Raw genomic sequence first — 21,965 nt, forward strand, 5'->3', positions numbered from 1 at the left:
AAACAACAAGTTAATTAACTTTACACAATATTTATTAAATCATGCTTATCTATTAACCTACGTTTTATATACGATTGAATTGAGCAACCGTTTCAACATGTGTTGTATGAGGAAACATATCTACTGGTGTAATCTTCGTTAGTTTGTAATGTTGTGCTAAATATTGCGCATCACGTTGTTGTGTTGAAGGATTACATGAAATATAGACAATTTTTCTTGGGTTTAATTCTAATAATGTTTTTAAAAATGTTTCGTCACAGCCTTTTCTAGGCGGATCAACCATCACTACATCTGGTTTAATTCCTTGTGCTTTCCATTTTAATATAACCTCTTCTGCCTTACCACAGACAAAAGTAGTATTTTCAAATTGGTTTATAGTCGCATTTTGTTTTGCATCTTCAATGGCTTCTGACACAACTTCTACACCATAAACATGTTTCGCTTTTGGTGCCATATATAAACCTATCGTTCCGATACCACAGTAAGTATCCAAGACAACATCATCCTGCTTTAAATTTGCATATTCAATCGCAAGTTGATACAATTTTTCAGTTTGTATCGAATTAATTTGATAAAAAGATTGATCACTTATTTTGAAGGTAACGTCTGATAATTTATCATTGATTGTTGTCTTACCATATAAAGTATTAGATTCTGGTCCTAATATTACATTTGAATGTGTATTATTGACATTATGCTTAATACTTGTAATTTCAGGAAATGTTTTAACTAATTTTTGCACAAGTAAATCACTCTGTTTAAACTTCTTACCATTCGTCACAAAGATTACCATTAACTCTCTTGTATGGTGTCCAGTACGAATGACAACATGTCTCATAAGCCCTTGTTTTTTATGTTCATTATAAACACTAATATTTAATTCGTTAAACCAAACTTTAAGTTGGTTCATAACTTCTTGATGCAATTGGTCTTGGATTAAACAACTTTCCATATCTATAATATCGTGACTTCTTTGTCTATAAAAACCTGAAATAACCTCTTCGTCTTTATTCTTTCCAACAGGTATTTGTGATTTATTTCGATAATACCAAGGATTTTCCATACCAACTGTGTCATTAATAATCGTATCTTTAAAATCTGCTTTTCGATGAAACAAATTTATTACTTGTTCTTTTTTCATATTCAATTGAGCTTGGTATGTCATATGTTGTAATTGACAGCCTCCGCATTTGTAATAATATACACATGGTGGCTCAACACGTTCATTACTTTGTTCTTTAATTTCTATCAATTTACCTATTGCAAAATTCTTTTTTACTTTAATCACTTTGAATTTAATCGTCTCATCTATTAAAGTATTAGGAATAAACACAGGATACCGATCTAACTTTACAACGCCATGTCCTTCATGTGTTAAATCAATTACGTGTCCTTCTAAGATTTCATTTTTTTGTAATATGCTCATATTATCACCCCATATAAAAGAGGTTAGGCTATTTGTATCTTTACCTAACCTCGTTGTCTATTAACGTTTTTTAAGATTCATTTTTACTTATTTAAAACTAGTTCACGATTACGATTTATTTTAATATTATATTTGTTATTGCTCAACTAACTCCTCATTTTTAATGTCATTTGGTGTATAAACTTCAATATGCTGTTTTAAATTCAAGAAGTTTCCGGGCAATTTACCACCATATTCACCGTCCACATTTAATTGCATATCTATAAATGAAGAGATATTGATTGATTTTGCTTTTTTATAATGCACTTTAGGATGTTTAATATGCTCACCTCTTGATGCAAGGGTCATAATATGCCCTAACTCTGCTAAATTCGCTTTTTCCACTATGATCAGGGTGAAATAACCATCATCTAATTTTGCATCAGGCACTAATTTTTCAAATCCTGCCATAGAGTTGGTCAAACCTAGTAAAAATAAGAGCGCCTCTCCCTGAAAAACCTCATCATCATATTCGATACGTAAGTCAACAGCTTTCATCTGAGGTAACATTTCAAATCCTTTAATATAATACGCAAAAGGCCCAACAATTGATTTCAATCTACTTGGTGTTTCATAAGATACTTGTGTCAATTGTCCCCCTGCAGCTAAATTAATAAAATATCTACTATTCATTTTTCCAATATCAACGCGCGTTGAATGGCCTTCTATAATCACATCAATCGCACTCATAATATCACTGGGTAAATGCAATGCACGCCCAAAATCATTTACAGTTCCCATTGGGATAATTCCAATCTTAGGTCTATTTGGATGTTCTGCTATACCATTGATGACTTCATTGAGCGTTCCATCGCCTCCTGCAGCTATTAAAACATCATAGTTTTGGGTTAAACAACGTTTAGCTTCAGTTGTTGCATCACCAATTTTTTCAGTTGCATAGGCACTCGTTTCAAAACCGGCCTTTTCTAATTTTATTAACACATCTGGCAATGTTCGTTTAAACAATTCTTTACCAGATGTTGGGTTATAAATGATTCTAGCTCGTTTTCTCATATTTTATCCCTCAACTTTTTATACTCAGTATATATATTAAATGATTTAGTTAAATGATAAAAGCATTTAGGCTATTTTCAAAAAGAAAATATAATATACTACTTAATATTAAAGAAATTGAAACTCCCATTCCTATTCTCAAAACATGGCACTATCCATAATTTAAATTAGCACGCTTATAGTTTAAGATTTTGACTGTGTATCATACTTGCCTGATACATCGTTCATTCTTATAGTAGTTCACACTTATTATTCCCTTGAATTCAGCAGTTTATAAAATCGCATTAAAAAGTAGTAGTCAATGGGCACTTATAGTTTTATAAAAAAACGTCAATTCCTATTTTGTTATAGAAATTGACGTTTAATACGTTATCCAAGATGTTTATGTCTCGGGTTCTTCATTCATTAGATTATAACTGTTCAAAATACAAATAATATTGTTATCTTTTATCTAATTCTTGTTTTAATAGTTGATTCACTAATTGTGGGTTAGCTTGACCTTTTGAAGCTTTCATAATTTGACCAACTAAGAAGCCCATTGCTTTACCCTTACCATTTTGATAGTCTTCAACTGATTGTGGGTTGTTGTCTAACGCTTCATTTACAAATTTAAGAAGTGTCGCTTCGTCAGAGATTTGAACTAAACCTTTATCTTCCATAATTTGTTTTGCGTCTCCACCATTTTCAGCTAGTTCCGGGAAAACTTTTTTAGCAATTTTACTGCTCATTGTGCCATCTTCAATTAATTTAATCATACCAGCAAGATTTTGTGGTGTAAGTTTTGTATCTAATAATTCTATTTGATGTTTATTCAAGTATTCGTTAACGCCACCCATTAACCAGTTAGAAGTTAATTTTACATCAGCACCTTCTGCTACGGCACCTTCAAAGAAATCAGACATTTCTTTTGTTAATGTAATCACGTGTGCATCATATGCTGGTAAACCAAATTGATTCACGTATTTTTCTTTTCGTTCATCTGGTAATTCAGGAATTGTTTGTCGTACGCGTTCTTTCCATTCATCGTCAACATATAAAGGTACGATATCTGGTTCTGGGAAGTAACGGTAATCGTCTGATCCTTCTTTCACACGCATAAGAATTGTTTTACCTGTAGATTCATCAAAGCGTCTCGTTTCTTGTAAGATTTCTCCACCATTTAGCAATTCTTCTTCTTGACGTTTTTCTTCATATTCTAACCCTTTACGTACATAAGTAAAGGAGTTTAGATTTTTCAGCTCCGCTTTTGTTCCAAATTCTTCTTGACCGTATGGACGTAAAGAAATATTGGCATCACAACGCAGTGAACCCTCTTCCATTTTACAATCTGACACACCAGTATATTGAATAATTGAACGTAATTTTTCTAAATAGGCATATGCTTCTTGTGGAGAACGAATATCTGGTTCAGACACAATTTCAATCAATGGTGTGCCTTGTCTATTCAAGTCAACTAATGAATAACCATCTTTATGTGTTGATTTACCAGCATCTTCTTCCATGTGTAAGCGTGTGATACCTATGCGTCTTGTTTCACCGTCTACTTCAATATCAATATAACCATTTTCACCTATTGGCTGATCAAATTGTGAAATTTGATATGCTTTAGGATTATCTGGATAGAAATAGTTTTTTCGATCAAATTTTGATTCTGTTGCAATATCCATATTTAATGCCATTGACGCTCTCATCGCCCAATCAACGGCACGTCTGTTGACAACTGGTAATACTCCAGGGTAAGCCAAATCAATTACGTTTGTGTTTGAGTTAGGTTTCGCTCCAAAATGTGCTGGCGATGGAGAAAACATTTTAGATTCTGTTTTTAACTCAACATGGACTTCTAGTCCAATAACTGTTTCAAAATGCATGATTTCCACTCCTTATAAATTTTCGTATTCATTATGCAAATTAAATTTTGATTCATATTGGAAAGCGACACGATATAATGTTTTCTCATCAAAAGGTTTACCAATAAATTGCAAACCAATAGGACGTCCATTCGCTTTACCACAAGGAATAGATATACCTGGCAAGCCAGCTAAGTTAACTGGTGTTGTTAGTAAGTCATTCGCATACATTGTAAGTGGATCATCGATTTCTTCACCTATATTAAATGCAGTTGTTGGTGTTGTTGGCCCAACTACAACATCATAGTTATCAAAAATACGATCAAAATCGTTTTTTATTAATGTTCTAACTTTTTGTGATTTCTTATAGAACGCATCATAGTATCCTGAACTTAGTGCAAATGTACCAAGGAAAATACGACGCTTAACCTCTTCACCAAATCCTTCACTTCTTGACATTTTATATAATTCTTCAAGTGAATTTGCTTCTGTAGAATGATAACCATATCTGATACCATCAAAACGTGATAAGTTTGAGGATGCTTCAGATGATGCGATTACATAATAAGAAGGAATACCATATTTCGTATTCGGTAATGAAACTTCTTCTACTGTAGCACCTAGTTCTTTCAATGTTTCAACAGCTTTTTTCACAGAAGCTTTCACTTCATCAGATATACCTTCGCCGAGATACTCTTTTGGTAATGCCACTTTAAGGCCTTGAATATCTTTACCAATATCAGATGTAAAATCAGCATCTTCTACAGGTGCACTCGTACTGTCATTTTCATCTAAACCAGTAATTGCTTCTAATACTAAAGCATTGTCCTTAACATTGCGCGTTAACGGCCCAATTTGGTCTAATGAAGACGCAAATGCTACTAAACCAAAACGTGATACACGACCATAAGTTGGTTTTAAACCTACTATACCGCAATAAGCCGCGGGTTGACGAATTGAACCACCAGTATCTGAGCCTAAACTAAAAGGTACTAATCCCGCTGCAACTGCTGCTGCTGAACCACCAGATGAACCACCAGGAACAGCAGTATGATCAAATGGATTTAATGTTTTCTTGAAATAAGAAGTTTCTGTAGAACCTCCCATTGCAAATTCATCCATGTTTAATTTTCCAATTAAAACAGCTTGTTCATTGCGTAATTTATTCATTACTGTAGATTCATAAATAGGTACAAATCCTTCTAACATTTTACTAGCGCAAGTTGTTTCTACACCTTCAGTAATAATATTGTCTTTAATTCCCATTGGAATACCAAATAGTTTGCCTTCCATTTGGTCTTTAGCTTGTAACTCATCTAATTCTTGTGCTTTTTTAATAGCATTTTCTTTATCTAATGCAAGAAATGAATTAATAGTTGGATCAGTTTCTTCAATTGCATCATAGATATCGTTCACTATTTGTGAAGGTTTAATTTCTTTGTTTTTTATTAATGTAATTAAATTTTCCACAGATTCATAACGGATGGTCATCTTAAGCGTCCTCCTCATTCATGATAGATGGTACTTTGAACTGTCCATCTTCCGTCTCTTTAGCATTCTTTAATGCAAGCTCTTGAGGAATGCCCTCGATTGCTTTATCTTCTCTTAACACGTTTTGTAAATCTAATACGTGATAAGTTGGCTCAATTGAGCTAGTGTCTGCTGTATCTATATGATTAGCAAAATTTAAAATACTTTCTAATGTATCTTGCATTTCAATTGTTTCTTCTTCAGATATTTGAAGTCTAGCTAAATTAGCAATATGCTCTACCTCTTCACGTGTAACTTTAGCCATTAAATAAAAGCCTCCTTTTTACTCATTCATTATAAAATTGTATCAAAATTCCAAGCAAAAATCTAAACTTTTCAACAATAACAGTAAATAACCATATTTTAATTAAGTTCCATTTGCTAAAACATTTGTAATTATGTAACTTAAATATGCTTCAAATATAATATATATACTTTTCATAGTATTAATGACAATTATTGCATAATAAATCATAAATTTTATAAACTGTGTAATATCATTTTACATTTTGTAAGCACTCCCATTTTTGTCATTGAGCTAAATATTTTAAAATCCTAAAAATAAATCTACTCTATTTATAAATTATATTGTATAATAATTCATGTAACACAATTTAATATTCTGGGGATAAGGGAGTTGAAGTATTATGTTTATTCTAGGCACTTCTTTAGCTAATCAAGTTCACGTTACTTGGCAAACGTATATTATGATTATCATTTATTTTATCATTTTATTAGTTATTGGCTATTACGGTTACAAGCAATCAACAGGTAATTTAAGTGAATTTATGCTAGGAGGTAGAAGTATTGGCCCTTACGTAACTGCCTTATCAGCAGGTGCATCCGATATGAGTGGATGGATGATTATGGGTCTCCCTGGATCTGTGTATAGCACTGGTTTATCAGCAATGTGGATTACAATTGGTTTATCACTCGGTGCTTATATTAACTATTTTGTAGTCGCACCTCGACTCCGCATTTATACTGAAATTGCAGGAGATGCTATCACCCTACCAGACTTTTTTAAAAATCGACTCAATGACCGTAAAAATTACATAAAAATAATTTCAGGTCTAATTATTGTTGTGTTTTTCACTTTATATACACATTCTGGGTTTGTATCTGGTGGAAAATTATTTGAAAGTGCTTTTGGTTTAAACTATCATTGGGGACTTATCATAGTTGCAGCAATAGTTATTTTTTATACCTTCTTTGGTGGATATTTAGCTGTATCCATTACTGATTTCTTCCAAGGTGTAATTATGCTAGTCGCAATGGTAATGGTTCCTATTGTAGCACTTATAAAACTCAACGGTTTGGATACATTTAGTGAAGTAGCAGCTATGAAACCTACCAATATGGATTTGTTTAAAGGTACAACTTTTTTAGGTATTATTTCATTATTTGCCTGGGGGTTAGGGTATTTTGGTCAACCACATATCATTGTCCGGTTTATGTCCATTAAAACACATAAACTTTTACCAAAAGCAAGACGTTTAGGTATTAGCTGGACTGTTATTGGTCTCTTAGGAGCAGTTGCTGTAGGCCTAACAGGTATCGCATTTATACCTCAATACCAAATTAAAATGGAAGATCCAGAAACACTTTTTATCATTATGAGCCAAATTTTATTCCACCCTCTTGTTGGCGGTTTCTTGTTGGCAGCTATCTTGGCAGCTATTATGAGCACAATTTCATCTCAGTTATTAGTGACTTCTAGTTCTTTGACTGAAGATTTTTATAAACTTATTCGTGGTGAAGCGAAAGCAAAAACTCACGAAAAAGAGTTTGTAATGATTGGACGACTCTCTGTTTTACTAGTTGCAATTATTGCAATTTGGATTGCATGGTCACCAAATGATACAATTTTAAATCTTGTCGGTAATGCTTGGGCAGGATTTGGCGCAGCATTCAGTCCGTTAGTGATTTTCTCACTATACTGGAAAGGGTTGTCTCACGCTGGCGCGCTGAGTGGTATGATTACAGGAGCTTTAGTCGTTATTGTGTGGATTGCTTGGGTTAAACCGTTAGCATCAGTAAATGAAATATTTGGTATGTATGAAATAATACCTGGTTTTCTAGCAAGTGTGATAGTTACTTATCTGGTAAGTAAAATCACTAAAAAACCTGGTGAATTTGTAACGCATGATTTAAATAAAGTAAAAGAAATTGTTAAAGAATAATCGAATCGCAACGCATTCACTATAAATTGATACTAAAAAGCCACTCTTGTAACACATGACGTGATTACATAGAGTGGCTTTTATCGAGGAAATATATACTAATTATTGTTTTTATAAATATGAACTTGTGGGTCTTTGTCATCCTCAGTTTTACTGATTAAAGCTTTTGCTTTGTTACCATCTTTTATGCGGATTTCATATTCGTCAATATCATCAAAGTATTTCTCTGCTTGTTCCGTGATGTATTGTGTGATACCAATTGTTTCAGCTTCACCATAATAATCAATCGGTACATCAACTGTTAATTGTTTTGCTTTTTTATTATCGAATTTAACTGTACCCACTGCTTGAGTAAAGTTGTTAAAATACGTCTGTAAATCATCATTAAATTGCTTAAAATTATTATTTAAATTTTCATCAATTTTCCCTGCTTCATCAGAAGGTAACAAGGCTGTAGCTTGATTTATATCTTTCCATTCATTAATACGCGTCTTGCCGTCTTCAACTGTCGTACCTGCAATAAATTCACCTGGAACAATTGAATTTTCACCAGTTTGTTTATAAATTGCAAAGTGGATTGGTATATCTTTCAACTCTTTATTTTCTCTGACTCTCGACAAAATTTCTCCTGCCATTTGCTTACCTTGTTTTTTAATTTCTTTGTCATCTAATTCTTTACTATAGGTTTCGCCATCTTTTTCTTTTTGATAATAATATGTACTATTCATAGCTAGTCCGATAGTCATACCTTTAATTTCCTTACCTTTAGTATCACCACTCGCATAAAAATCTTGTTCTAAAATATTAGAAAGATAAGCAGGTGATTCTTCAGCAATTTTTTCTGGATCTGTTTCTCCATTATGAGATGGATTTAGACCTAAATTCTCATTCGCTTTCTTTTCTTTTCGTTCATCTTCATCCATCGCATCTACTTCAGATTTAGTATATTTTGGATCTAAATAAGCATTGATCGTATCTTTATCTAAGTACTGACCATCTTGATATAAATAATCGTCAGTTGGAAAAACTTGTTTACTTAATTCTAAGAGGCCATTTTCGAAATCTTCTCCATTATAACTATTTGCCATGTTATCTTGTAATAAACCACGTGCTTGGCTTTCTTTAAATGGTAAAATCGTTCTATAATTATTACCTTGAACATGTTTATCAGTTGCGATTTCTTTTACTGAACCGGATTTTTCTTGCTGTTTATTGTCATCAGGTTGTTCTTTACTTTTTTCATTATCATCATTTCCACATGCTGATAATAGAAAAATTGCTGAGATGAATAGTATAATCGTTCTTTTCATGCATTATCTCCTCTATCCCTCTATTTCTTTTTGTTTCTGGACAAAGTCATCCTCCGTCCAAACTTCTGTTCCAAAATTTTCGGCTTTTGTAAGTTTTGAACCAGCGTCTTCTCCAGCAATTACTAAATCTGTCTTTTTAGTAACACTATTTGTAACTTTAGCACCTTGTAATTCTAACCATTTTGAAGCTTCATTTCTTGTCATTTGATATAACTTGCCTGTTAATACAATAGTCTTATTAATAAATTCTGGATGACCCTTTAACTCAGTTGTTTTAACACCTTTGTAAGTCATATTAACATGTTTTTCCTTTAATTTATTAATAAGTGCACGGATATCTTCATTTTCTAAATAAGTGACAAGTGACTGTGCTAATTTTTGACCAACGTCATAAATTTCAATTAATGATTCTTCTGTAACATCAAATAAATGATCCATCGTTCCATATTTTTCAGCAATAACTTGACTCGCTTTGACCCCTAAGTGTCTGATTCCTAAACCAAATAGTAGATGTTCCAATGAGTTTGTTTTAGAATGTTCAATCGCATTTAATAAATTGTTGACTTTCTTCTCACCCATTCTCTCTAATGGTAGCAAATCGTCTTTAGTTAAGTAAAATATATCAGCAACATCTTTTATTTTTTCATTTTCATAAAGTTGTTGAATGATTTTAGTACCTAAACCATCTATATTCATTGCTTGTCGTGATACAAAATGAATCATACCTTCAACGAGTTGTGCTTGGCATTTTGGATTGATGCATCTTAATGCTACTTCCCCTTCTATTCTAACTAGTTCATGATCACAACTAGGACAATGTGTTGGCATATGATAAACTTCAGCATTTTTCGGTCGACGATCTAAAACGCTTTTTATAACTTCTGGTATGATATCTCCAGCCTTTTTAATTACTACACTGTCGCCAATTCGGATATCCTTTTCATGAATTAAATCTTCATTATGTAAAGAAGCTCTAGAAACTGTAGTTCCCGCTACTTTTACTGGCTCAAGTATGGCCGTAGGTGTAACGACACCTGTTCTACCAATACTCAGTTCAATATCTAATAAATCTGTTATGACTTCTTCGGCAGGGAACTTATATGCAATTGCCCAACGCGGTGATTTTTGTGTATAGCCAAGCTCATCTTGTTGATCTAAATCATTCACTTTAATAACAATGCCATCAATATCATATGGCAATTGTTCCCGCGCTTCCGTCCATTTTTCAATATAGTCGAATACTTCTTCTATAGTTTGAGCACGTTCTCTTTCTTTATTTGTTTTAAAACCTAATTTATCTAATTCATCTAAAGCTTCACTTTGTGTATGAGCATTAAATTGTGTAAAGTCATTCACGCTATATAGGAAAACACTTAGTTTTCTTTTTGCTGCAAGTTTGGAATCTAATTGGCGCAGTGAACCGGCAGCTGCATTTCTTGGATTAGCAAATGGTTGTTCATCATTTTGTGCTTTAGCTTCATTTAAATTAAAGAATGATTTTCTAGGCATATATGCTTCTCCGCGAACTTCAAATGTTCTGGCTTCATTAATCTTTAATGGTATCGCATGTATCGTTCTTAAGTTTTCGGTAATATCTTCGCCTGTCGTACCGTCACCGCGTGTTAAACCTTGAACGAACCTACCATTTTCGTACTTGAGAGAGACAGCCAAACCATCTATTTTCAACTCGCACATATATTCAACATGATCAATTTGCTCACGTATACGTTGATCAAATTTTCTTAAATCTTCTTTATTAAAAGCATTTCCTAAACTCAGCATCGGTGTATCATGATTTACCTTTTCAAACGTTGATTGAGCTGAGCCACCTACCCTTACTGTAGGTGAATCAACTGTTTGATACTCTGGATAGTTTGTCTCAATATCTATCAATTCGTGCAAAAGTTTATCATATTCACTATCTGGTACTGAAGGATTATCTTGTACATAATATTCATAGCTATATTGATTTAGCAATTGATGTAATGCATCGACACGCGATTGTAAGTCAGCCACACTTTATTCCCCTTTCTTTTCAATAGGTGCAAATTGAGCAAGTAAACGTTTAGGCCCTTCAGATTTAAAGATAATATCTAGTTCAACTGAACCATTTTTTTCATTAACATTGCTCACCATGCCTTCACCCCATGATTTATGAATAACTTTGTCACCAACATGCCAATTCGTTGATTGTTGTGCTTTTTTAGAAGAAGTAACACGTTTACTATAACCTCTTTTTTCGGGTTGTTTGGTTGCAGATTTAAATCGATTTCCTTGTGCTGTAGCTCGTGTTTTATTTTCGTTTTCTAATAAATCTTCAGGTATTTCTTTCAAGAACCTTGAAGCCATATTGGACTGTGGTCTTCCAAAAAGCATTCTTGAAGTTGCATGTGTTAAATATAACGTTTCTTCAGCACGTGTAATCGCAACATAACAAATCCTTCTTTCTTCTTGCATTTCATGATCATCATCACTTTTTATAGCTCTTATATGTGGGAATAATGATTCTTCCATTCCCATTATAAATACAATAGGAAACTCTAACCCTTTTGCTGAATGCATTGTCATCAATGTTATACCATCATCTATTTGTGCTTCATCTATATCTGCAACTAAAGATAAGTCTGTTAAAAAGTTAATTAATGACTGTTCTTCTAATGGGGTATTCTCTTCGTAATCTTTAGGCACTGACATAAATTCATCTATATTTTCTAACCTACTTCTTGATTCTAATGTTTGTTCTCGTTCCAACATCTCACGATAACCTGATTTAACTAATACCTCTTCTACAATTTCAGTAATCTCTAAAAATTCTTGTTGTTTAATTAAGTTCTGTATCATGTCATAGAAAGTAATACATGCTTGCGTAACTTTTTTAGATAAACCTATAAAATCCACCTCTGCTAGCGCGTCAAACATACTTATATCGTTTTGAGCAGCATAAGCTTGAATTTTATCTACTGTTGAAGGTCCAACACCGCGTTTCGGCACATTTATTACACGGCGTAAACTTATATCATCATTACTATTGGCTATAATTCTCAAATAACTAAGTAGATCTTTAATTTCTTTTCGGTCATAGAATTTTTGACCACCAACCATTGTGTAAGGCATATTAGATTTCATAAATGTCTCTTCTAACACACGAGATTGTGCATTAGTACGATACAAGATAGCCATGTCTTTGAATTTTTTTCCGTTGCGTTGTTGTTTCATAATTTCTTTGACTACATATTCAGCTTCATCTCGCTCGGTAGTAGCTTCGTAGTAGTGAATTTTATCTCCAGATGTATTACCTGTCCATAATCCCTTAGGTTTACGCTCTGAATTATTTTTGATTACTTCGTTAGCTGCATTTAATATATTTTTAGTTGAACGATAATTTTGTTCTAAAAATATCGTTTTAGCTTCAGGATAATCTTCTTCAAAGGAAAGTATGTTCTGAATATCGGCGCCACGCCAGCCATAAATAGATTGATCTGAATCTCCAACTACGCATAAGTTTTTAAATTTAGATGCTAAAAGATTAACTAATGTATATTGTGCTTTATTTGTGTCTTGGTACTCGTCAACGTGTATGTATTGGAATTTATTTTGATAAAATTCTAATACATCTGGTACACGTTCAAATAATCGAATTGTAACCATGATTAAATCATCAAAATCCAATGCTTCGTTTCTTGATAACTGTCTTTGATATCCTTTATATACTGTAGCAATCATTTGCTCATGATAAGTATCGGCTTCTTTTTGAGCATCTTCCGGCGTTTTTAATTCATTTTTCAAATTACTTATAGCACCTATAAACATTCTCGGTTCGAACTTTTTACTATCTATATTTTCATTTTTCAATACATCTTTGATAACTGATTTTTGATCGGTTGGATCAATAATTGTAAAATTACGTTCAATGCCAATTCTATCTGCATCTCTTCTCAGTATTCTTACACACATTGAGTGGAACGTTGACATCCATATAACTTGAGCAGGTTCACCAACTAAAGCTTCCACACGTGCTTTCATTTCTTTTGCTGCCTTGTTTGTAAAAGTAATCGCTAGAATGTTGTATGGGGATACGTCTTTTTCATCAAGCAAGTAAGCTATACGATGAGTTAAAACACGTGTTTTGCCTGAACCTGCACCTGCCATAATAAGTAATGGGCCTTCTGTAGTGCGTACTGCTAAGCTTTGTTCATCATTCATCTTATTCACTAATGCATTCATTTATGTGACTCCTTTATCTTAACTGTTTTTAATGCGCTTTTAATATCTTTATAAACGATATCTCCAACGATAATCGTATCAGCAATCGAAGCCATTTCTTCAGCTTCTTCTTGATTACTAATACCACCACCATAAAATAGTTGTGTATCACTTAACATATTTGCAGCTGTCTTAACCTTTTCAATATCTCCATATGTACCACTATATTCAAGGTACATGACTGGTAATTTATACATTTCATTAATCATTTGAGCATATGCTTCAATATCTTCATCTGTTAAATTTGTTTCAGCTTGTGTAACTTGTGCTACTTTACTTTCAGGATTCATCACAACATATCCTTCAAAAACAACCTCTTCAAAATCAATGACGTGTCCAAAAGATTTCAATGCTTCTAAAAGTATGCCGTTGTGATATTTTACATTTGTACTATTCAATACAGTCGGTACGAAATAAAAATCGAATCCAGGCATAACACTCTCTATATTGGAAATTTCAAAAACTAGAGGTAAAGGATATCTCCTTACCCTACTCATCAATTGAATAACATTATCTTCAGTAACATCATCTGTTCCACCGATCATAATTGCGTCAGTTTGAGACATACATACTGCGTCTAAATCATCATCAGAAATAGACTTGGCAGGATCTAATTTGAAAATATGTTTCCACTTTTTAATGTCATACATGATATGTTACTCCTTTTTTTAGCATACTTTTGATTATATCATTTTTGACCACTGAGTTCTAAAACGATATAAGATTTTATAATGTATTTTAACATGGCAAATAAATCATAGGATAATTATGTTAATCGCTAAATGTATTCAAAAAAATTTAAAGCCTCGTCTCTATTTTATCAATACACTTTAAATTAACAACATAAAAAGCTGTCAGCAAAGAAGGTTTCTTTGCTAACAGCTTTCCAAATGAAATCATTAAAATTACACTTTGCTACAGTATATAGAATTGTTAATTAATCGGTCGTTTCAATATTCATGCGGTCTAGAATCATTGTGTAAGCATCATTTCCCCATTGTAAAGATCTTTTAACACGAGAAATCGTTGCAGTTGAAGCACCGGACTCTTGTTCAATCGTCGCATAAGTATAACCTTGCTTAATCATTTTTGCGACTTGCAATCGTTGAGATAACGATTGAATTTCATTAACTGTACATAAATCGTCAAAGAATTGATAACATTCTTCTCTGTTTTCTAATGTAAGAATTGCATCAAATAATTCATCTAATGCTTTTCCTCTTAATTTTTCTATTTGCATTAAAAACAACCCCTGTACTTTCATTTTAATCTTAATTCAACGTGCTAATACATTAAAGTGTAACGATTTCATCAATAAATTTCAATTATTCTAATCCTGCACGACTAAAAATCGTATCAACTTGGTTTAAATGATGTTTTGGATTGAAGCATTCATCTAATTCTTCAGCGCTTAATAAATCTGTTATAGATGTATCTTCTTCGATTAACGTTCTAAACGGCGTTTTTGTTTCCCAAGACGTCATCGCTTTTGGCTGTACTTTATCGTATGCCGCTTCACGTGCTAAACCTTTATTTATCAACGCTAATAATACGCGTTGTGAATAAATAAGACCAAATGTTTTATCGATATTTGCTAACATATTATCTTCAAACACAGTAAGTCTTTCTACAATGTTTGTAAATCTGTTTAATCCATAATCTAAAGCTATCGTTACATCTGGTAACATGATTCTTTCTGCAGATGAATGCGAAATATCTCTCTCATGCCATAAAGCTACATTTTCATATGCAGTCGTAATGTATCCTCTGATAACACGCGCAATACCAGTGATATTTTCTGAACCAATTGGATTACGTTTATGTGGCATTGCTGACGAACCCTTTTGTCCTTTAGCAAAAGCTTCTTCTACTTCTCTTGTTTCAGTTTTTTGTAAATTACGTATTTCCACTGCAAATTTTTCCATAGAAGTGCTAATCAACGCTAAGGTAGCGATATAATATGCATGACGATCACGTTGTAATGTCTGAGTAGAAACAGCTGCTGTATCCAAACCTAAATTTTCACAGACATGTGCTTCAATTTCGGGCGGGATATTCGCAAAAGTACCTACTGCACCACTCATTTTACCGACTTCTATTTCTTTTCTCACACGTTTAAAACGCTCTAAATTACGTTTCATTTCTGTATACCATAACGCCATCTTAACACCAAATGTCGTAGGCTCCGCGTGTACACCATGTGTACGTCCCATCATTAAAGTATATTTATAATTTTTAGCTTTTTGGGCTAAAACATCAATAAATCTTTCTAAATCTTTTTCAATAATATCGTTTGCTTGTTTAATAACATAACTTAATGCAGTGTCAACTACATCAGTTGATGTTAAACCGTAGTGAACCCATTTACGCTCTTCACCTAATGTCTCTGATACTTGTCTTGTAAATGCAACGACATCGTGTCGTGTTTCTTCTTCAATTTCTTTAGCACGGTTAACATCAACCTTTGCATTCTGGCGAATTTTCGATACATCTTCAGCAGGTATATCACCTAATTTACTCCAAGCTTCACATGCTAGTATTTCTACTTCTAACCAAGCTTCATAGCGATTTTGATCTGTCCAAATATTAGACATTTCTTCTCTAGAATAACGTTCTATCATTGAAATAAGCTCCTATCTTGCGTAAGTTTTAGTCCACAAACTCCAAAACATGTACATTCAATTAAAAAATGTGATTAAAGTTCGTGTTTAATCTTGTCATTATTAGTTTAACAGAATTGACCATAAATGTATAAGTCTTTTCTATCTTCTTACAGAAATTTTAACACGTTTTATCAAAAGGCGTGCAGAAAAACCATATTCTACTCAAAAATTTTATTAATCTATTTCAAAATGGAACTACATGATTAAAAAAATCGTTGACCTGAGTTTTTTATCTCTGTCAACGATTACACTTATATATCTAACACTAATTCATATCTGATTTCTTAGCTATTTTGGAACAATTATTCCATTAATTTACCAACAAATTGAATTTCTTGTCTATATACTTCGTATTTACCATCTTTATTTTCTTTATAAATTGGCTTTTCAAAGCGTTTAATAGGCATATATCCAGCATCTCGCATACGTTGCAAACAATCTTGTATCGTTTCGTTTTCTTCTACTTTAAACTTTTGCTGCTTTTTCATATACTTTCCACTTTATCTGGATCATATTGTTTAAGTTTCTTACTACGCACACCTTTAACCCAAAAACCACCATGGATTGTTCTAGGTTCGTATCCAATGATAAACGCTTTTTCATCAATTTGTTTAATTGTTTCTATTAATTTCAATTCAAAACGTCTTGGTGTTAGTATTTGTAAAATTAATCTCGTACCATCTCTACCATAAGCAGTATTATGCGTAACGCCATAACCTAAATCTCTTAATTGCTTAGGTAAATCTAATTCATATTCAGATGAAGTAACATTCACAACTGTATAGCCAAGTGCTAATTTCTCTTCAATTTTCATGCCTACAATAATACCGATTGAAAATCCAAAAGCATATGCAAAGACATTTTGAATTTGATCTAAACTAGACATAACCATTCCCAAACCAATTACATATACTAAAACCTCTAAGAAACTTACAACTGCTGCAACATAACGATACCCTTTGAGTGTTAATATCGTTCTCATTGTCAAACAAGTTACGTAAGCAACATTAATAATAAAAATAGCTAAAACCATTAACCATGGATTAGATGTGATTACTGACATGTTCATTTTCCTTTCTTTCTCATTAAATCCAAATTATTTTATCAGTAACTTATTATTTTGTCACTAAAATCATTCGAAATCTGTTTGATTCTTTGGCCATGTATATCTTGTGTAAGCTAATTCTCTTTTATGTGCATTTTTAATATAATGATTTTCTATGATAGCTTTTGCTTCTTTTGACACTTGCTTACCTTCTAAATAATCATCTATTTGAGCATAACTAACACCAAGTGTTTCTTCATCTGGTAGCTGTGGTTTATCTTCTTCTAAGTCAGCTGTTGGTATTTTTTTATATAAATGTGCTGGTGCATCTAAATATGTTAAGATTTGTCGTCCTTGACGTTTATCCAGACCAAATAACGGGGCAATATCTGCCGCACCATCGCCATATTTTGTAAAAAATCCTGTTAAGTTTTCCGCTGAGTGATCAGTTCCCACTACGATACCTTGTTTATTTGATGCAATCGAAAATTGTACTTTCATACGTTCACGTGCTTTTTCATTCCCTTTTTGGAAATCAGTCAGCGTAATTCCAGCTTCTTTTAACGATTGTACACTTTGATCTACAGCAGGTTTAATGTTAACCGTAATTGTTCGATCTGGTTGTATAAACCTCAAAGCATCTTCAACTTCATCCGCATCTTTTTGTTCGCCATATGGTAATTTAACAGCAATAAATTGACAATCAATATCCTTTTCCTTTAATTCATTCACTGCAATTTGACACAGCTTACCAGCTAAAGTCGAATCTTGTCCGCCTGAAATGCCTAAAACCAAGGATTTGATAAATGAATGAGATTGGATGTAATTCTTTATAAATTGAACAATATTACGTGTTTCTAATTTACTATCAATGTTGGGTTTAACCTTCATTTCTCTAACGATAATATCTTGAATTTCATTCATTTTCTTCTTCCATCTCCTTCACATGTTCTGCCACTTCAAATATACGTTTGTGTTTATTTTCCCAACATTCTGTACTTAAATCAACTGGATACTCTTGTGGATTAAGGTGACGTTTGTTTTCATCCCATAAATATGAAAGATTTTCAGTCAAATAGTTTTGCGCTTCCTTTTCACTCGGTAAGTCATAAACGAGTTCACCAGCTTTAAAAATATCATGATGTAATGGTTTAGCTATAAAAGACTTTATAAATTTCATCTTATACGTATGAACGGGGTGGAATAATTTAAGTGGCGACTCATCATAAGGATCTTCATGCGCTAACGTTATGTAGTCACCCTCAGCTTTGTTGGTTTTCTTATTAATAATGCGATACACATTTTTTTTACCTGGTGTTGTTACCTTTTCTGCATTGTTAGATAGCTTTATTCGGTCTACATAATTCCCTGAAGCATCTTCAACTGCCACAAGTTTATATACAGCACCTAAGGCTGGTTGGTCGTAACCAGTAATTAACTTAGTACCAACCCCCCATGAATCGACCTTTGCACCTTGCGATTTCAAACTTGTAATTGTTTGCTCATCTAAATCATTTGATGCAATAATTTTAGCCTCAGTGAATCCAGCCTCATCTAACATGCGACGTGCTTCTTTTGATAAATATGCAATATCACCAGAATCTAAACGTATGCCAATAAAGTTAATTTTATCACCTAGCTCTTTAGCCACTTTAATCGCTGTTGGCACACCAGATTTTAAGGTATGAAAAGTATCAACTAAGAACACGCAATCTTTATGGCGTTCTGCATATTTTTTAAATGCAATATATTCATCACCATAAGTTTGAACCATTGCATGCGCGTGTGTCCCAGATACTGGTATACCAAAAAGTTTTCCGGCACGCACATTACTAGTTGAATCAAATCCACCAATATATGCTGCTCTTGCACCCCACAAAGCAGCATCTGCTTCTTGTGCACGTCTTGTTCCAAATTCCATTAATGTGTCATTTGGAGCAACTTGTTTTATTCTACTTGCTTTCGTAGTAATTAATGTATGAAAATTCACGATATTTAACAACATCGTTTCAATTAATTGCGCTTGGATGAGTGGTGCTTCGACTCTTAATAAAGGTTCATTACCAAAGCATAATTCTCCTTCTTGCATAGAACGAATATTACCAGTAAACTTCATATCTTTTAAATATTTCAAAAAGTTTTCTTGATAACCAATAGATTTTAAATATTTAATATCCGATTCTGAAAAATGAAAGTTATTAATATAAGCAATAACTCTTTTTAATCCATTAAACACTGCATAACCACTGTTAAATGGCATATTTCTAAAATATAAATCAAATACAGCATATCTCTCATGAATATCATCATTCCAATAACTCTCCGCCATATTTATTTGATATAAATCATTATGTAATACTAAAGTATCATCCTCAAATTGGTACACCGCTATCTCTCCTATCGGCTTTTTCATTAGTTTAACACAAAAAATTAAACGTTTATATCTGAAACAAATTTATCTATATTACTTCAATTATAACTCTGCATATTATTAAATATAATTTTGTTATTTATTAATTATTTAGTTAGTAGTAAATTCAAAATAGTAGCGACAAAATCATGACAATTCTATAGTTAAGCATTAAAAATAGAAAAAATACCGTATAATATGTGCGAGGTGTTTTATATGTTAAACGAAGCTAAATCATTTATTCAAGCAATGTATCAAGAATTAAATTATAATGAAAATGTTATATTAAAACGGATTAATCAGATAGAAACACAAATCAACTTAACAGGTACGTATGAACATACGAATGAAGAACTTGAATATGGTGCTAAAATGGCATGGAGAAATTCAAATCGTTGTATAGGTCGCGTATTCTGGGATGCTTTAACTGTCAAAGATGCAAGGCATATTCAGTCGGAACACGAATTTATAAACGCAATAGAAAATCATATTCAATTTGCAACAAATGAGGGGAAAATCAAGCCATGTATCACTATTTTTGCCGCTCAAAACCCACCAAAAATATTTAATAATCAACTCATCAGATATGCCGGATATGAAGATATTGGTGACCCTGCTGAAATAAAAATCACTCAATTAGCAGAACATTTAGGGTGGACGAGCAATCATACTGATTTTGATATTTTACCTTTAATTTATAAAATCCCTGGGGAAGCATTAAAATTTCATAATTATCAACCTGAATTAATTAAGGAAGTACCCATTACGCATGATCGTTTTCCAAAATTAGCAAAGCTTGGATTAAAATGGTATGCCGTACCAATTATATCTAGCATGGACTTGAAAATTGGTGGAATTACATATCCAACCGCACCATTCAATGGTTGGTATATGGTAAATGAAATTGCTGTGCGTAATTTTACCGATTCATATCGCTATAATTTATTAGAAACCGTTGCAGAAGCTTTTGAATTTGATACACTAAAGAATAATTCTTTTAATAAAGATAGAACATTAGTTGAATTGAATTATGCAGTATATCAGTCATTTAAAAATGAGGGCGTGTCAATGGTTGATCATTTAACCGCGTCAAAACAATTTGAAAGATTTGAAAAAAACGAACGCAAGAATGGAAGAGAGGTAACTGGTAAATGGTCTTGGTTAGCACCCTCTTTATCTCCAACGCTAGTATCTAATTACCACCATGGATATAAAAATGAGATGAGAGAACCAAATTTCTTTTATAAAAAGCAGTCATCTGCTTCTGGGTGTCCTTTCCATTAATTTTTAAAATTAACACATATATATAAGGGGTAACGTCTAATGAAATTATATTATTTAGGTCCAAAAGGAACATTTTCATATTTAGCGGCAAAACAATATCAATCAGAGTCTGAATTTGACTATATATCTAAATCTAATTTGTATGAAGTAGTTACTGCTGTTTCAGAAGATGATCAAAGCATTGCTGTTGTGCCTATTGAAAATTCAATCGAAGGTACAATCAATATTGTTGCCGATGCCTTAACTCAGCAGAACATTTATGCTCAGGGAGAAATTCATTTAGATATACAATTTGCTTTATATGGCCCTGAAAATGCTACAGTAAATGATATCTCAAAAGTTTATTCAATAAGTCCAGCAATTAGTCAAACAAGTAAATATATACAACAGCATAACTTCACATACGATTATGTAGATAGCACGATACAAAGTTTAGAAAAGATAACTAACCAAGTTGGTGCAATTGCACCTTTAGGTAGCGGGGAAACTTATGGTTTTCAACCTATAGAACAAAACATTCAAGATTTCCCTCACAATGTTACACGTTTTTTAGTTGTAAGTAACCAGCCGCAACATTTGGACAATGCAAGCGATACAATGTTACTCATCACACCGCAATTTGATAAACCAGGTTTACTAGCAAGTATTTTAAATACCTTTGTGCTTTTTAACATCAACTTATCTTGGATTGAGTCCAGACCTTTAAAAACACAATTAGGCATGTATCACTTTTTCGTCCAAGCAGACACTGGGTTAACGGAAGAATTATCTAAAGTCATTAAAATTTTGAACACTTTAGATTTTCAAGTTACAGTTATCGGGTCTTTCAATAAGTTAAGTGACGATTAATTAATAAAGTAAAACTTACTGAAATTTCAACTCGAGAACTTATCATCTTATATACTTCAATAATAGAGCCTGAGGCATTTATATACCTCAGGCTCTATGACG

The 21,965-nt window shown here is 32.7% G+C and carries 18 protein-coding genes; 3 read left to right on the top strand and 15 right to left on the bottom strand.

Going from position 1 to position 21,965, the window contains the following annotated elements; translation table 11 throughout:
• Nucleotides 1-64: 64 nt before the first annotated feature.
• The 5 genes from rlmD to gatC form a co-directional block, all read right to left on the bottom strand.
• A complete protein-coding gene (gene rlmD, locus KA867_RS11455; RefSeq protein ID WP_210138096.1) occupies nucleotides 65-1,426 on the bottom strand; it encodes a 23S rRNA (uracil(1939)-C(5))-methyltransferase RlmD in 1,362 nt (453 codons plus the stop codon).
• A 135-nt stretch (nucleotides 1,427-1,561) separates the two neighbouring features.
• Complete coding sequence (locus KA867_RS11460) at nucleotides 1,562-2,479, bottom strand: diacylglycerol kinase (RefSeq protein WP_210138097.1); 918 nt, start codon at nucleotides 2,477-2,479, stop codon at nucleotides 1,562-1,564.
• Between the two features lie 440 nt (nucleotides 2,480-2,919).
• Nucleotides 2,920-4,347: an Asp-tRNA(Asn)/Glu-tRNA(Gln) amidotransferase subunit GatB gene (gene gatB / locus KA867_RS11465; protein ID WP_019469601.1), complete on the bottom strand. Its 1,428-nt coding sequence runs from the start codon at nucleotides 4,345-4,347 to the stop codon at nucleotides 2,920-2,922.
• A 12-nt stretch (nucleotides 4,348-4,359) separates the two neighbouring features.
• Complete coding sequence (gatA, locus tag KA867_RS11470) at nucleotides 4,360-5,817, bottom strand: Asp-tRNA(Asn)/Glu-tRNA(Gln) amidotransferase subunit GatA (RefSeq protein ID WP_210138098.1); 1,458 nt, start codon at nucleotides 5,815-5,817, stop codon at nucleotides 4,360-4,362.
• Between the two features lies 1 nt (nucleotide 5,818).
• Nucleotides 5,819-6,121 carry an Asp-tRNA(Asn)/Glu-tRNA(Gln) amidotransferase subunit GatC gene (gene gatC / locus KA867_RS11475; RefSeq protein WP_019469599.1) on the bottom strand — a complete coding sequence of 101 codons (303 nt, stop codon included), beginning with the start codon at nucleotides 6,119-6,121 and terminating at the stop codon, nucleotides 5,819-5,821.
• 382 nt (nucleotides 6,122-6,503) lie between these two features.
• Here gatC and putP point away from each other — a divergent pair, with 382 nt between their 5' ends.
• Nucleotides 6,504-8,039 carry a sodium/proline symporter PutP gene (putP, locus tag KA867_RS11480; protein WP_210138099.1) on the top strand — a complete coding sequence of 512 codons (1,536 nt, stop codon included), beginning with the start codon at nucleotides 6,504-6,506 and terminating at the stop codon, nucleotides 8,037-8,039.
• 98 nt (nucleotides 8,040-8,137) lie between these two features.
• Here the strand turns inward: putP and KA867_RS11485 are convergent, their stop codons facing one another.
• The 10 genes from KA867_RS11485 to KA867_RS11530 form a co-directional block, all read right to left on the bottom strand.
• Entirely contained in the window at nucleotides 8,138-9,349 is a 1,212-nt protein-coding gene (locus tag KA867_RS11485) for a CamS family sex pheromone protein (RefSeq protein ID WP_210138100.1), read from the bottom strand.
• A 12-nt stretch (nucleotides 9,350-9,361) separates the two neighbouring features.
• On the bottom strand, nucleotides 9,362-11,365 hold the full coding sequence (gene ligA, locus KA867_RS11490) for an NAD-dependent DNA ligase LigA (protein WP_210138101.1): 2,004 nt from the start codon (nucleotides 11,363-11,365) through the stop codon (nucleotides 9,362-9,364).
• A gap of 3 nt (nucleotides 11,366-11,368) precedes the next feature.
• On the bottom strand, nucleotides 11,369-13,573 hold the full coding sequence (pcrA, locus tag KA867_RS11495) for a DNA helicase PcrA (protein ID WP_210138102.1): 2,205 nt from the start codon (nucleotides 13,571-13,573) through the stop codon (nucleotides 11,369-11,371).
• Entirely contained in the window at nucleotides 13,570-14,262 is a 693-nt protein-coding gene (pcrB, locus tag KA867_RS11500; RefSeq protein WP_210138103.1) for a heptaprenylglyceryl phosphate synthase, read from the bottom strand. Before pcrB ends, pcrA begins: the two co-directional genes overlap by 4 nt.
• A gap of 287 nt (nucleotides 14,263-14,549) precedes the next feature.
• On the bottom strand, nucleotides 14,550-14,852 hold the full coding sequence (locus KA867_RS11505; RefSeq protein ID WP_019469593.1) for a YerC/YecD family TrpR-related protein: 303 nt from the start codon (nucleotides 14,850-14,852) through the stop codon (nucleotides 14,550-14,552).
• Between the two features lie 85 nt (nucleotides 14,853-14,937).
• Nucleotides 14,938-16,233: an adenylosuccinate lyase gene (gene purB, locus KA867_RS11510; RefSeq protein WP_210138104.1), complete on the bottom strand. Its 1,296-nt coding sequence runs from the start codon at nucleotides 16,231-16,233 to the stop codon at nucleotides 14,938-14,940.
• A 344-nt stretch (nucleotides 16,234-16,577) separates the two neighbouring features.
• Nucleotides 16,578-16,763: an NETI motif-containing protein gene (locus KA867_RS11515; RefSeq protein WP_210138105.1), complete on the bottom strand. Its 186-nt coding sequence runs from the start codon at nucleotides 16,761-16,763 to the stop codon at nucleotides 16,578-16,580.
• Entirely contained in the window at nucleotides 16,760-17,338 is a 579-nt protein-coding gene (locus KA867_RS11520; protein WP_210138106.1) for a DUF2179 domain-containing protein, read from the bottom strand. Before KA867_RS11520 ends, KA867_RS11515 begins: the two co-directional genes overlap by 4 nt.
• Before the next feature lie 69 nt (nucleotides 17,339-17,407).
• Nucleotides 17,408-18,244, bottom strand: coding sequence for an ammonia-dependent NAD(+) synthetase (nadE, locus tag KA867_RS11525; RefSeq protein WP_210138107.1), 837 nt, complete (start codon nucleotides 18,242-18,244; stop codon nucleotides 17,408-17,410).
• On the bottom strand, nucleotides 18,237-19,706 hold the full coding sequence (locus tag KA867_RS11530) for a nicotinate phosphoribosyltransferase (RefSeq protein ID WP_210138108.1): 1,470 nt from the start codon (nucleotides 19,704-19,706) through the stop codon (nucleotides 18,237-18,239). The genes nadE and KA867_RS11530 overlap by 8 nt, the downstream gene beginning before the upstream one ends.
• A gap of 240 nt (nucleotides 19,707-19,946) precedes the next feature.
• Here KA867_RS11530 and KA867_RS11535 point away from each other — a divergent pair, with 240 nt between their 5' ends.
• Together KA867_RS11535 and KA867_RS11540 are read left to right on the top strand one after the other, a co-directional pair.
• A complete protein-coding gene (locus tag KA867_RS11535; protein WP_281060324.1) occupies nucleotides 19,947-21,014 on the top strand; it encodes a nitric oxide synthase oxygenase in 1,068 nt (355 codons plus the stop codon).
• A gap of 39 nt (nucleotides 21,015-21,053) precedes the next feature.
• Nucleotides 21,054-21,863, top strand: a complete 810-nt coding sequence (locus KA867_RS11540) for a prephenate dehydratase (RefSeq protein ID WP_210138110.1) — start codon at nucleotides 21,054-21,056, stop codon at nucleotides 21,861-21,863.
• The last annotated feature ends 102 nt before the right edge of the window (nucleotides 21,864-21,965 follow it).

Origin of the sequence: Staphylococcus sp. GDH8C109P, from assembly GCF_017893405.1 — a bacterium.
Classification (GTDB): Bacteria; Bacillota; Bacilli; order Staphylococcales; family Staphylococcaceae; genus Staphylococcus; species Staphylococcus cohnii.

Coding starts and splice junctions, on each gene's coding strand:
- rlmD (WP_210138096.1), bottom strand. CDS start 1,426: ATGAGCATATTACAAAAAAATGAAATCTTAGAAGGACACGTAATTGAT.
- KA867_RS11460 (WP_210138097.1), bottom strand. CDS start 2,479: ATGAGAAAACGAGCTAGAATCATTTATAACCCAACATCTGGTAAAGAA.
- gatB (WP_019469601.1), bottom strand. CDS start 4,347: ATGCATTTTGAAACAGTTATTGGACTAGAAGTCCATGTTGAGTTAAAA.
- gatA (WP_210138098.1), bottom strand. CDS start 5,817: ATGACCATCCGTTATGAATCTGTGGAAAATTTAATTACATTAATAAAA.
- gatC (WP_019469599.1), bottom strand. CDS start 6,121: ATGGCTAAAGTTACACGTGAAGAGGTAGAGCATATTGCTAATTTAGCT.
- putP (WP_210138099.1), top strand. CDS start 6,504: ATGTTTATTCTAGGCACTTCTTTAGCTAATCAAGTTCACGTTACTTGG.
- KA867_RS11485 (WP_210138100.1), bottom strand. CDS start 9,349: ATGAAAAGAACGATTATACTATTCATCTCAGCAATTTTTCTATTATCA.
- pcrA (WP_210138102.1), bottom strand. CDS start 13,573: ATGAATGCATTAGTGAATAAGATGAATGATGAACAAAGCTTAGCAGTA.
- pcrB (WP_210138103.1), bottom strand. CDS start 14,262: ATGTATGACATTAAAAAGTGGAAACATATTTTCAAATTAGATCCTGCC.
- KA867_RS11505 (WP_019469593.1), bottom strand. CDS start 14,852: ATGCAAATAGAAAAATTAAGAGGAAAAGCATTAGATGAATTATTTGAT.
- purB (WP_210138104.1), bottom strand. CDS start 16,233: ATGATAGAACGTTATTCTAGAGAAGAAATGTCTAATATTTGGACAGAT.
- KA867_RS11515 (WP_210138105.1), bottom strand. CDS start 16,763: ATGAAAAAGCAGCAAAAGTTTAAAGTAGAAGAAAACGAAACGATACAA.
- KA867_RS11520 (WP_210138106.1), bottom strand. CDS start 17,338: ATGTCAGTAATCACATCTAATCCATGGTTAATGGTTTTAGCTATTTTT.
- nadE (WP_210138107.1), bottom strand. CDS start 18,244: ATGAATGAAATTCAAGATATTATCGTTAGAGAAATGAAGGTTAAACCC.
- KA867_RS11535 (WP_281060324.1), top strand. CDS start 19,947: ATGTTAAACGAAGCTAAATCATTTATTCAAGCAATGTATCAAGAATTA.
- KA867_RS11540 (WP_210138110.1), top strand. CDS start 21,054: ATGAAATTATATTATTTAGGTCCAAAAGGAACATTTTCATATTTAGCG.